The following is a 13,105-nucleotide window of genomic DNA, read 5'->3' as shown; positions in this document are numbered from 1 at the left end:
AATTAGCAGGTCCTTGATCTTCGTTTTGAATTTTAGTTATATTGAATTCATCGAGATTTATAAAGTCGCTAATAAGTTCGTTTGCGTCTTCTTTAAATTTCAGGATTGATTTATTATTAAGATATTTTTTAAAAATGTAAAATTGCATCGTACTAACCTTTCATTTTTTTTGAACAAATTAATGATAGTACAAATTCCTTTGATTGGCAACAATCAAGGGATTTTTTTGTGTACTTTTTGTACCTTAAACGTCAAAAAATAGGTGATTGAGTAATTCTGATTGCCAGAATTTTCCTCTACCACCTATTTTTTTTATGAAATCTACTTATATAAATATTTATATAATCATTTATTTTGTTATAAAATACTATATTACAAGAATCTAAAAACTTGAAGGATATGCTGATAATGTATAAAATTATTGAATCTCAAAAAAATGACACATCTCTAAAAATTTTAGTTAGCCTAGAAGGCGACAGCTGAAAAAAAGAGGTTGAAATCCAAATTAAAAACGCCATTAAAAACGTTTCGTTACCCGGCTTTAGAAAAGGTAAAGTTCCAGCCGACAAGGCAAAAGAACATGTCAATATGTTGCCAGTTTATGAAAAAGCTGCTAACAAGGTATTGGCAAACAATTTTGATGCAATTATTAAAGATAAACTGATTGAAGATGATGAAGAAGTAATTGTTGAAAACCCTAAGGTTGAATTGAAAGATTTTAACGAAAATGGTTTGCAAGTGAATATTATTTTTGAACTTATCCCAGTGATTACTTTACCTGAATTAAAAGAAATTCCCGGAATTCAAAAACCAATGGAAGTCCGTGAACGCGATATTAACCGACAAATTCATACATGAATGAAAAGCGATGCCGAAATGGTTACAAAAGAAGAGGGTGTTGTTAGCGAAGGCGATTTAGCAACAATTGATTTTGAAGGAAAAGTAGATGGTAAAGTTTTACCTGAAGCAACTGCTCAAAATTTTGATTTAGAAATTGGATCTGGCTCATTTATTGATGGTTTCGAAGACAAACTAATTGGCGTCAAAAAAGACGAAACAAAAGTTTTAGATTTAAAATTTCCAGACGATTATCATGCAGTTGATTTAAAAGGAAAGCCAGTATCCTTTAAAGTAACTGTCAAAGCAATCAAATCAATTAAATATCCTGAACTAAATGATGAATATGTTAAGAAACTAACAGCAGATTTAAGTTTAAAGAATATCAATAACGTTCAAGAATTTAAAGATCACGTGAAGAAATCTTTATCTAACAGCATTGATCAACGTATCAAAAACGCTAATAATGTGGCTATTTTAAACTATTTAGCAGATAATACAAAATTCAATTATCTTCCAGAATCATTAATAACAGAACAAATTAAACGCTTACGCAACGAAATTGATCGAAATTTAGAACAATCTAAAATGACTCTAGAAAAAGCATTAAAGATGCAAAACACAACAATGGATAAATTTGAAGAATCCCTTCGTGAAAATTCAATCAAACAAGTTAAATTTGTTTTAGCAGTTGATGAAATTGCTAAAGTTAATAAACTTGAACCAACCGAACAAGAAATTGATGCTGAAATTGATAAGTACTTGGGACAAGTCCTTCCGGTAACTGAAGATAAAAAAGCCGACGAACATCGGATTAATTTAAAAAAACAAATCAAAGAAAATAGTGATCAACTAAATTCTTTATTAACGATGGATAAAGTTACAAATTTCTTAGTCAATAATCAAAAATAAATAAATTAGCACTTTTATTAGCAGAGTGCTAATTTGTGCTATAATTATTCACAAATAAATAAGATTTTGTATGAGTTGTTTTATATAGAAAGGGTATTAATAAAAATATATGAAAAAAGCACATTTATTAATTTCGCGAGAAATTATTGTTTTTCCAAATTGTGTAAAAGAAATCGATGTAGGCCGCAAGCGATCTTTGGAAGCTATTGAAGGTGCTTTCAAAACTAAAAATAAACACATTATTATTACGGCTCAGATTTCTAGCGAGATAGAAGAACCTACTAATAAGGATATTTATCCAATCGGAACACTTTGTGAAATCCAAAAAATGGAACCACAAGATGCAGCTGAATCTGGAATTGCTTCCACAAAGTTAACTGTTAAAGGTATTCAACGGGTTCAATTAGGAAAATATAACCATCTATCTGCTACTCCAGTCATTGAATATGAAACGCTAAAATCAACTAACGTAAGTCAAAACGAAAATAGTAAAAGAATTCGTGATATTTTTGGTTTTTTAGACACATCAATTCTATCGGCAATTAATGAATCTAAAGAAGAAACAGATAATCCCAATCGAACCATTGGTGTTTTTTCTGGAGATGCAGATAAGTTGTCTGACATTTTAGCAAATGCTATTGATGGATTTACAGTAGCTGAACGACAAAATTTGTTGGCCACATTAGATGTTACTAAACGCCTTGACGTAATTGTTGATTTTTTAAAAAATCATGCTAAAAAAGTTGCTGATCAAAAAGCGACACCAGATGATAAAAATAGTGATTTCCAACAAATTGATCGTAAAATTACCAAAAAAATTAATGACAATTTGAATAAACAACAACGTGAATTTTATTTACGCGAAAGATTAAAAGCAATCAAAGAAGAATTGGGCGACATCAGCACTAAAGAAGATGATGTTTCTGAATTGCGCGATAAAGTTAATAACAACCCATATCCAAAATATATTAAAGAAAAAATTATCAGTGAATTGAATCGATATGAATCGACAATGAATTCACAAGAAAATTCCATCATTCGGACATATGTTGAGTGATTACTAGATTTACCATGATGGCAAGAAGGTAAAGATAACGAAGATATTAAAAAAGTTTCAAAAACACTTGACAAAAACCACTATGGACTTCAAAAGGTTAAAGAACGGATTATTGAGTATTTAGCCGTTTTAATGCGAACTAAAAAAATTAAGGGACCGATTATGTGTTTAGTTGGTCCTCCTGGGGTTGGTAAATCAAGCCTTGCAAAATCAATTGCTGAATCTTTAGGCAAAGAATTTGTCAAGATGTCTTTAGGCGGGGTTCACGATGAATCTGAAATTCGTGGCCACAGAAAAACATACATTGGTTCTATGCCTGGGCGAATCATCAAGGGAATGAAAAAGGCAAAGGTTGTTAATCCGTTGTTTTTGTTAGATGAAATAGACAAAATGACAAGTGATAACCATGGTGACCCCGCAAGTGCTTTACTTGAAGTTTTAGATCCTGAATTAAACAATAAGTTTAATGATAACTATATTGAAGAAGATTATGATTTATCAAAAGTAATGTTTGTTGCTACTGCAAATTATGCCGAAGGTATTCCTGAAGCTTTGTATGATAGAATGGAAATTATTGAATTAACAAGTTACACAGAAAATGAAAAACTTGCAATCGCCAAAAATTATCTTGTACCAAGAACTTTAGAAAATGCTTCATTAAGCACAAAAGAATTATCTTTTTCAGATGAAGCTATCAGTTATATCATTAAACATTTTACACGTGAAGCTGGTGTCCGCCAATTAGAACGAACAATTCAACAAATTGCTAGAAAGTTCTTAGTACGCTCACAAAAAGGTGAAATCGAGAATCAAAAAATTGACATTAAAGCTGTCAAGTATTATTTGAAAAAAGAAATATTTGACTATACAACCCGTGATGAAGATGCGATTCCAGGAATCGTTAACGGTATGGCTTACACTTCTTCAGGTGGGGATTTATTGCCAATTGAAGTTACTCACTCAGTTGGTAAAGGTGATATCGTCATTACTGGAAACTTGAAAGAAACCATGCGTGAATCTGCCAACGTGGCTTTAGGTTATGTTAAATCAAACGCTAAAGAATTCGGCATTGATCCAGAAATATTTAAAACTACTGATATTCATATTCACGTTCCTTCTGGGGGAATTCCCAAAGATGGACCGAGTGCTGGAATCGCTTTAACTACAGCCATTATTTCAGCGTTAACCGGTAAAAAAGTTGACCCGACAGTAGCGATGACTGGTGAAATTACTTTACGAGGAAAAGTCCTTGTTATTGGTGGTGTTAAAGAAAAAACTATCTCCGCGCATCGTGGTGGTGTTAGAACAATCTTTATGCCCGAAAAAGATGAACGTTATTTAGATGAAGTTCCAAAAGAAATTAAAGATGATTTGACAATCATTTTTGTTAAAAAATACAAAGATGTTTACAAACGTTTGTTCAAATAGTTTCATAGTTTTATACTAAAGTTACTAACAAATCTCCAGTCTGATATTCGGACCGGGGATTTTTTATTTAATTGTTGACCGCATTACATCCAAATCACAAATTATTCACGTTAATTTCATTAATATATAATTTATTAATTAGCTAACCATTCATGATCAATAAAAAACAAATTTTTCAAGTTACAAAGAAAGAAAATAGTTTTCTCAAAAAAAATCGGATTTTTTGAGCGTATTTTTTATTCTTGTTTAAAGTGGTTACAAGACATTTTACTAATTGACTCCTGTTTGTGGTTTATGTTCTTGTTTTGTTTTTAATATTGGTTATTATTCCCTTAATTCTTGACGCATCTCCTGCTGGGTATTGAAATAATCCAATTATTTACGTAGTTTCCTTTATCATGCCAATTGCAGCATTATTAATTTCTTCAGTTTCGTTGGATGTTTTTCGTGATGGGATTGATAATGGAACTGAATTAGTAATCATAGCTAAACCTGTCGGCCGTTTACATTATGTGCTTGCTAAATTTTTATTGTTAGTGATAGTTAGTATTTTTTTCAGTTTGATTTCATCTTTTGTCGGACTATTTACTTTTGCTGTCCCCAGAATGGATAAGAGTTTAGTTGGTGATTTAGTCGCTGGTATTTTTACAGGGACATTTGTTAATGGTTTATTTTTTGCTTCAATTGCTATCTTGCTGTCGATGCGTTTGCATAAGTATGCAACAAATTTAATTATTATCACAGTGACTTTAATTTTAAGTTTAATGACGACTTTATCACGTTTGTTTTTTTCACCACCCTATGAAATTCTTTCAAATCAGGGAATTAATTTAGTTCAACAAGAAGTTGAGACAAAAAAACCCGGAAATGCATCAGACCATTCTTCTAATATCGTTTATCAAGTTCAATCAACATTTGGCGCAACTAATTTTACCGATATTAAAACAGCTTATAATAATGCTAGCAATCAAACTTTTTACTACGATTCATATTATTTGAATATAGGAAATATGGTAAATTCACTATACAATTTAAATGGCTTAGCGACTTATAATAATGCCAATATTGCTTTGTCTCCACCGAATGCCAAGTGAAATATTGGAGACAAAATCAATATCAATGATTTTTATCACTTAAGTTTGGGTTTTGATACTCCCGAATTAATAAGCAATAATAATCCTAGTTCTAACAATACTTCAATTATCCCGGCTGCATTTCGTTCACAAATAGTTTTTTTACCTGCACCGTCTCGAGACACAACTTCTTTATTGTCGCGTTTTATTCCGTCAGCTTCATATCGTTATTTAGTTAATCCAATTACTAATGAAACTAAATCTGAAAATGCAACTCCCGAGATGTTTGCTTTTGATCCCAATAATTTGACTGTAGTTAATCAAACTTTAATAAATGCAGTTGACAGTTTATCTTTATTGACAAACCCACCAGCCGGAAGTAATTCTGCTGGTTTAGTGAATCCGTTTGCAAATATTACTAGTAGCACAACCGAACAACAATTTATGAATGATTTATTACAGCTTTTTCAAAGTATTACCTTACCAAATAATATGGTAACGTTTCGAGATAGTTTCGAAAATAAAGTAGAAGACAAAAACAATGCTGTTTTTGGCAAAAACGTCTTGCAACAAAAAATAAATTTATTTTATGGCTTAGATACCATTAGACAAATCTCCCAAGAAGCTCAAAATGAGTTATTGCAAGCGTCATCAACAATTGATTTCGTTTCAAAAATTGGTCAAATTCGACAAAGTTTTGAAAAAGTTTCTGGTTTCTTTAACGAACTTTTAGAAAAAATCGTTAATCCAATGGTTCTAAGTTTGAATAATACAGATGTAAATAATGCTCTAGTTTTATTATCAAAACTATTGGGTTTACCTCAAAATTTAATTAATCAGTTTACAAGTTCTGCCTTGCTCTCTGATAATATTAAAAAAACTGCTCTGAGTGCGATTTATTCATTCGTTCTCTTTAATAATTACGCTAGTATTTATCTTTTGAATCTTGTTTCAACAGCGCGTTTAGACGTTGGTATGGTTCGTTACCGAACTTCTTTAGGATTATTTCCTGTTCAGCAAAATCAAGTCAATTCAGTTTATTTAATTAAAAGTGTTCCGATTGTTCCACCTTCTGCAATTATTACCACAATGGTGGTTATTGCCTTTGGGTTATTTATTGGAATTAGTTTTATCTATTTTTACAGGGACATAAAATAATGAATCAAATTGAGCCGATTTTAAATGTTAAACATTTAACCAAAAAATTTTTACATAAAAAAGTGCCCACAATCCAAGATTTAAATTTTTGTGTTTATCCGAAACAATTTCATGCTTTTATTGGAGCAAACGGAGCAGGTAAAACCACAACTATTAAATGCATTATTGGAGCATATGCTAAGAAAGGTGGATCTATATTAATTAACGGAATTGATTCTAATTTACCAGCAGCAAAGAAATCAATTGGTTATATTCCAGAAAATTCACGGTTTCCAAGTCATTTTAAAGTTTTCGATTATTTGTTAATGATGGCACGGATTTCAGGGCTTGAGAAAAAATATGCCCAAACAAAAATTACTGAATTTTTACATAAGTTCAATATGATGAATTTACGAGATGGTAGACCTAATAATTTTTCATCTGGTCAAAAAAAGAAATTGGTTTTAATTCAGGCATTACTGACTGATCCAAAACTTTTAATAATGGATGAACCAACTGCAAATTTAGATCCTAAAGCGAGACTTGAATTTTTCGAAATTATTAAGGAATTGCAAAATCAGGGTAGTAGTATTTTTTTATCTTCTCATGTTTTAAGCGAAATAGATAATTATGCAGATAGTTTGACTGTATTAGACAATGGGTCAATAGTATTGACTGGAAGCATCGCCGAAATAAGAAAAAAGTATACACATCATTTAGGGCAATATGTTATTTCCATCTTGCCAGAATCTTATCAGGTATGCGAACAATTTTTCAAAGAAATGAAAATTACTTATAAATATAATTTTGACTCGAATAAATTCACAGTCTGATTTGATAATACTACTAGTCCCAACGAAATTTTAGAGAAATTAGTTACAGCTAAAGTGAAACTAACAGGGTTTAGTGAATACCATTTTTCAATTGAAGAAATTTATGAACAGTTTGTTAAAATTGGCTCGGTTGATACCAAGAAAATATTTGAATCTTAGCGATTGTTTTTTAAATACGGATTATGATATTTTCAAGCAAGATATTTATCTTTATCTTGTTTGATAATTCGAATTTGATCAACTTTAATTGGTTTATGTGAATGATCATCAAATTCCATTAACACTCCGTTTAATTGAGCACCTATTGATGATACTTCAAGTTTGAATTGTTGGTTTTCATTGAGAAATCGACCAATTGCGTTTTCAGCACGAGCTCCAATTACGCTTCCGTATCCTGGACCACACATCCCAACGTCAGTACAATAAACAGTGTTTCTGAAAGTGATTATAAAATCACTTGTTGGAACGTGTGTATGGGTTCCTAAGATAGCATTTACTTTCCCGTCAAAATAGATTCCGAATGCATTTTTTTCAGATGTTGTTTCTGCATGAAAATCCACGATATGTAGATCGGTTTTGATTTCTGAACTAATTATTCTTTCTAATTCATGAAATGGGTTTGTTATTGAAAAAGGTAAAGCGACAGATAGGCCTAAAAGATTTGTGATTCTTACCGTGGCATTTTTTATTTTTACTATAGCTGTTCCCAATCCTAAGTTCGAATGTTGAAAGCTTGAATCCAAATTTAATGGCCTAATAATGTCGTTTTGTTTACTTAATATTTCTGTAATTTCTTTTTTTGCTCAGGTATGATTACCCATTGTAAAAAAATTAACTCCAGCATTTTTTAGAAAATGATAATGTTCTCAATTTAAGCCTTTACCATGAGTGCAATTTTCAGCATTTGCAATAACGTAATCCAAATTATATTTTTGTTTTAATAATGGAAGTTCGCGGTTTATAATATCCCTTCCGGCTTTCCCAAAAATATCTCCAAGAAATAAAATTTTCATATTAACATTCCCCAATTTCGTTAATTATAAGATCTAATTGCTCATCATTTGCATGTTTTAAAAATAGATTGGATTTTTGAAAAGAATAAGCTAGTCCAATTTTAATTATTTTTGTATTACTTTTATGTTTTGCTAAATAATGATCGTAATAACCCATTCCATACCCTAAACGATAGTGATTATCATCATATGCTAATAACGGAACGAGCATAACTTCAATTTCATTAGAATTAACAATGATATTCTTTTTATTTGGTTGTTTAATATTTTTAAACATTTCGAAATGAAAATTAAAGTTTTCGATTTTTCTAAAAATCATTTTGGATTTAGAAATAACTTGTGGCAACGATACGACGTATTTAGGATCTTGGGAATTTAAAAAGAAGTCGATTAATGCAATTGTGTCAACTTCTTTTTCAGTCGGTCAATAACAAGCAATTTTAGTAAAGTGATTTCTTTGAAAATAGTTTATAACCGTTTGATAGATAGAGTGATCATAATTGTATTTATCTGTCATCGAAAGTTGGTTTCTTAATATAAGGTTTGTTTTTCGAATCTTTTGATTTAGTTCAATATCTTGTGTGGATAAATGCCACGGATTAATTTTGGATGTCATTTTATTTAAGTCTCCGAATCAGCGTTGGTGACACGCTCAAAATTTCTTTAACACCATATTTTGGACTAAAAGCAATTTTCACTGTTCTATTAAGAACTGCTAGAATTACTCCTTCACCAAAAATGGTATGGACGACAACTTCACCTTCGTAAAAATCTGGAATAGGTGTTTTGCTCTCGTTGTATTTTCTCGGTAACCTTGAATCATATCATGAATTATCATAATCCCAACTTTTTAAATTATTTTTATTTGGGTTATAAGTTGGAATATACTGCGAGCCAATTGTATTTAAATGTTCGTTTTTTATTTCATTCATAAATCTTGATACTTCGCGAGCACTATTATCGAAATTAAAACCTAATGACGTGGTAATGGTTAATTCTTTTTTAGCACGTGTAATGGCAACATAAAATACTCTACGTTCTTCTAATAATCCTTTTTCATTCTGATCATTTATACTTTTAAATGCTGGAAAAATTCCTTCAACTAAACCCGATACATAAACATAATCAAATTCAAGGCCCTTAGCTAAATGGATTGTCATTAAGCGAACCGAATTACGTTGGTGTTTTTCATCACTTGCAGTATATAATTGAATATCTTGTAAATAATCATTGAGGGAAGCTTCGGAATTAGATTGTTCATAAGTTTGAACCGAAGCAATTAATTCATCTATATTATCATGTCGATCTTTTTCATCTGTTGGATCAAATTGTTTAAGATAATTCGTTTTTTCTAAAATGTCTTTTAAAAGTAATGAAATTTTGGTATTTGGTTTTTGGCGCCAATTTTCAAGTTGGTAATATAAATCTAAAATATTTTTTCTGGCTGGTTTGTAAATATCAATGTTATCAATGTCTTTTAAAGCATCATAAAATTTCATATTATTTTTGATGGCATAATCATTAATTAAATCAATTGATTCTTCTGAAACTTTTCGAGCTGGGACATTAATAATTCTTTTTAAACTTACTTCATCTTTTGAAGAAATAACTTTCAAGTAAGAAATTAAATCTTTGATTTCCTTTCGCTGATAAAATTTAAAACCACCGTAAATGTAATAAGGAATTTTTGATTGGATAAGTGCGTGTTCTAAATTTCTTGATCAACTATTAGAACGATATAAAATCACGATATCTTCGTAACGGACACCTTTATCTGCAAGTTCTTTAATTCGCTTACAGATTCAAATTGATTCCAAGTCCTGTGATGAGGCAATATAATACTTAACAACATTGCCGTTAGTTCTTGTTGATTTTAATTGCTTTTTGTTTCGGGCGTGATTATTGGCAATTAAATCATTTGCAACATTTAAAATTTGTTGTGATGAACGATAATTTTCTTCTAAAACAAAAGTTTTAACGTCTTCGTATGCGTCTTGAAATTTTTCAATTATTGCTGCATCTGCTCCACGTCATGAATAAATTGATTGATCTGGATCTCCTACAGCGAAAATGTTTTTATGCTTCTGCGCAAGCATATCAACTATTTCATATTGGATTTCATTAGTGTCTTGAAATTCATCAATTAAAATATAATCAAATCTTGATGCCCATTTTTGGCAAACTTCAGGATGACTTAGCAAAATTTTATAAGTGAAATTTAATAAATCATTAAAATCAACTAGGTTTTGCTTTTTTAAATAGTTTTGGTAATTTTTGAAAACACTTTTAATAATTTCACATTGTTCCACAGTTAATTTTTCTTTAGTTTTAATGAGACTAACGAAATCGTCAGGATTATCATTAGCGGACTTAATGGCATCAATGTAATATAAAGCATTTTTGATATTAAGAATAGTTTTATCTAATTTATTTAACCGGTAAATTTCATTCACAATATTTTTTTGTTCAATTTCATCTATAATATGAAAATTGTTTGAAAACCCGAGTAAATGAATTTCTTCGCGTAACAAACGCAATGAAAATGCATGAAATGTATGAATGTATGGGAAGTCTGTATTAGGTAAATATTTTTTTATTCGATTTTTCATTTCTTGAGCGGCTTTATTGGTAAAAGTAATAGCTAAAATCCGAAATGGATCAAATCCAAGATTTTGTGTCAAATAAATAATTCTTGCAGTTAAGACTCGAGTTTTTCCAGTTCCTGCACCAGCAATTACTAATGTCGGTCCTTCAGTATGAGAAACTGCGTTTTCTTGTACAGGATTTAGTCCTAATAATTTTAAATCTATCATTATTCGTGATCATCCAAATCATTGAGTGCATCAGGATCAATTTCACCAGGTAAATGATAACGCGGCTTCACCGGTCTTCAGCCTTTGGGATTAAAATTATTATTTTTATTTTCTGGTGTAGGTTTATTCAAAGAAATCATTGCTGTTCAACTTAGCAAGTCCTGAAGATTTCGGTTACCTTTTCGTAAAAAAGTGTAGATTAATAAAATTACTGAAATAATTGCAGCAACTGAATACAAAACACGAAACACAATTGAAACAATATTTGTATTATCAGGGCTTTGATTGTATAAGTCTGTGAAAAATTTTTCTTGTTGTGCTGCCGGAAGCGAGATGGTAATAAACATATAAATTAGGGTTAAAGTTGAAAAATGAATTCATACAAATAAGTCATGTAGAAATAGATGATAAAAGTATTTTCTTAAATCTATCAACTCGATTAATTTAATCTTAAATAAGTAACGAAATAAAGTGTATCCCCTTGTAAAATAAGGAATTGCTAAAAAATAAACAATAAAAACAATATATCCAAGTACAATGGTTAAAATTATTGTTGTTGTAAAATCTTTACTTAAGTCACTTAAAAAATAAATAATTACACCTATGATGACTGTGGTGATTCCATCCAGTAACGAAGCAAAAAAACGAGTCCACGGCATAGCCAATGGATATAGCATTTTTTGATTGTTAAACTCTGTACGAATCTTCATAAGTTACTTAGTATTAAATTCTTTTTCAACTCAAGATAATTTAGGTTTGAACTTGGTGAAATAATTAATTCACTTATCTTGTTTAATTCCAAATAAATATTTGTTTTCGTAATATTTTGGATAAATCTTAGTTATTAATTTTCAAGCAGCATTTAAGGCTATTTCTTGTTCTTTTTGCTTTAAATCAGAATAAATTATGAAATTGATAAAATCATATAATCCAATTTTAATAGCTCAAAATTCTAAGACTTGACTATAAGATTTATTAGTTAAATTATGTCGTTTAGACAAATCATAAAATTCTTCAATTTGAAACAATAAGTCATAGAGATTAAAACTGGGTTTAAAATTTTTAACTAAAGTTATTAATGTTTCTGGAATATAAACATATTTTTTGAATTTGGCAAGAGTTTCTAGAACAAATAATCCTGTATAGAAGTGACTTTCAACTAGTTGAATTTTATTTTTTAATAAAAAATCTTTGCGATAAATTTTGTTAAATATAATACCTTCAGATTGCAAAATGATATCAGAAGACAATTGATCAAATACATGGCTTTTTGTTAAATCAATATCTGATTTATTTTCAAAATAGCGGTGCAATGTTTCTTGAAAAATAATAATGTCAGGTTTTTCATATTCATCAACCGTTTTTGAAATTACTGAAACAAATTTTTTATCAAGCAAATACTCTGAACCAGCAAAGTAAACGTATTCACCACGAGCAATTTGTGTTCCAAGATTGTATGAGTATGAGTGACCCATATTTTGAGAAGTGGAGATGTAGCGGATGTTTTTGCCGTCTATAAAATCTTTTTCGTTAATTATTTCTCGAACTTTGTCAGAGGCATAATCGTCAATTACAATTAGTTCAACATCTTTTGATTGAGCTAAGTTAATGATTGAATCAAGCGAATTTTTAAGATTTTTGACTGTGTTATACAAGTGATAAATAATTGAAATTTTCGGCATTCGTAAGCTCCTGGAAACGCTTAATAAAATAAATAAAATAATGAGTAATAAGATAATAAATTATATTATTTAATTATGTATTTTATATATAAACTAGAAACAACATTTGATTTTCTATTTTATTTGTGCACTTTGAGTTGTTTTTAAATTTGAATTTTTATTTTCATAAGATTTGCGTAGGTAGTAATGAAATAAGTGTGTTAAATTGGCATCGTGTTAAAATTCAAATAATTAATTAAGGATGATTAACAAGATGGCAAAGAAAATAACTCCAAAACCACCTAAATCTGAAAATTATCGAAAAGTAATGGACCAATTTA

The 13,105-nt window shown here is 29.9% G+C and carries 9 protein-coding genes; 4 read left to right on the top strand and 5 right to left on the bottom strand.

Annotated elements, in window-relative coordinates; all coding sequences use genetic code 4:
* Positions 1 to 408: 408 nt before the first annotated feature.
* From tig to T384_RS0105490, 4 genes are all read left to right on the top strand, one after another.
* On the top strand, positions 409 to 1,749 hold the full coding sequence (gene tig, locus T384_RS0105505; RefSeq protein ID WP_027120166.1) for a trigger factor: 1,341 nt from the start codon (positions 409 to 411) through the stop codon (positions 1,747 to 1,749).
* A 109-nt stretch (positions 1,750 to 1,858) separates the two neighbouring features.
* Positions 1,859 to 4,234: an endopeptidase La gene (gene lon, locus T384_RS0105500; RefSeq protein WP_027120165.1), complete on the top strand. Its 2,376-nt coding sequence runs from the start codon at positions 1,859 to 1,861 to the stop codon at positions 4,232 to 4,234.
* A 152-nt stretch (positions 4,235 to 4,386) separates the two neighbouring features.
* Positions 4,387 to 6,465, top strand: a complete 2,079-nt coding sequence (locus T384_RS0105495; RefSeq protein ID WP_027120164.1) for an ABC transporter permease — start codon at positions 4,387 to 4,389, stop codon at positions 6,463 to 6,465.
* Positions 6,465 to 7,436, top strand: a complete 972-nt coding sequence (locus T384_RS0105490) for an ABC transporter ATP-binding protein (RefSeq protein WP_027120163.1) — start codon at positions 6,465 to 6,467, stop codon at positions 7,434 to 7,436. Before T384_RS0105495 ends, T384_RS0105490 begins: the two co-directional genes overlap by 1 nt.
* Here the strand turns inward: T384_RS0105490 and T384_RS0105485 are convergent.
* From T384_RS0105485 to T384_RS07100, 5 genes are read right to left on the bottom strand one after another with little or no spacing between them, the layout of a single operon-like run.
* Positions 7,433 to 8,290, bottom strand: a complete 858-nt coding sequence (locus T384_RS0105485) for a TIGR00282 family metallophosphoesterase (RefSeq protein WP_027120162.1) — start codon at positions 8,288 to 8,290, stop codon at positions 7,433 to 7,435. The genes T384_RS0105490 and T384_RS0105485 overlap by 4 nt on opposite strands.
* 1 nt (position 8,291) lies before the next feature.
* On the bottom strand, positions 8,292 to 8,906 hold the full coding sequence (locus T384_RS0105480) for a 5-formyltetrahydrofolate cyclo-ligase (RefSeq protein WP_027120161.1): 615 nt from the start codon (positions 8,904 to 8,906) through the stop codon (positions 8,292 to 8,294).
* 1 nt (position 8,907) lies between these two features.
* Positions 8,908 to 11,103: an ATP-dependent helicase gene (locus T384_RS0105475; RefSeq protein WP_036499375.1), complete on the bottom strand. Its 2,196-nt coding sequence runs from the start codon at positions 11,101 to 11,103 to the stop codon at positions 8,908 to 8,910.
* Complete coding sequence (locus T384_RS0105470) at positions 11,103 to 11,813, bottom strand: RDD family protein (RefSeq protein WP_027120159.1); 711 nt, start codon at positions 11,811 to 11,813, stop codon at positions 11,103 to 11,105. The genes T384_RS0105475 and T384_RS0105470 overlap by 1 nt, the downstream gene beginning before the upstream one ends.
* Positions 11,814 to 11,816: 3 nt before the next feature.
* Entirely contained in the window at positions 11,817 to 12,785 is a 969-nt protein-coding gene (locus T384_RS07100; RefSeq protein WP_027120158.1) for a glycosyltransferase family 2 protein, read from the bottom strand.
* Positions 12,786 to 13,105 lie beyond the last annotated feature (320 nt).

It is taken from the genome of Mycoplasma testudinis ATCC 43263, from assembly GCF_000687795.1.
Lineage (GTDB): Bacteria > Bacillota_I > Bacilli_A > Mycoplasmatales > Mycoplasmoidaceae > Mycoplasmoides > Mycoplasmoides testudinis.
Note: the sequence above shows the minus strand (reverse complement) of the source record. Positions and strands in the feature narration are given on the sequence as shown.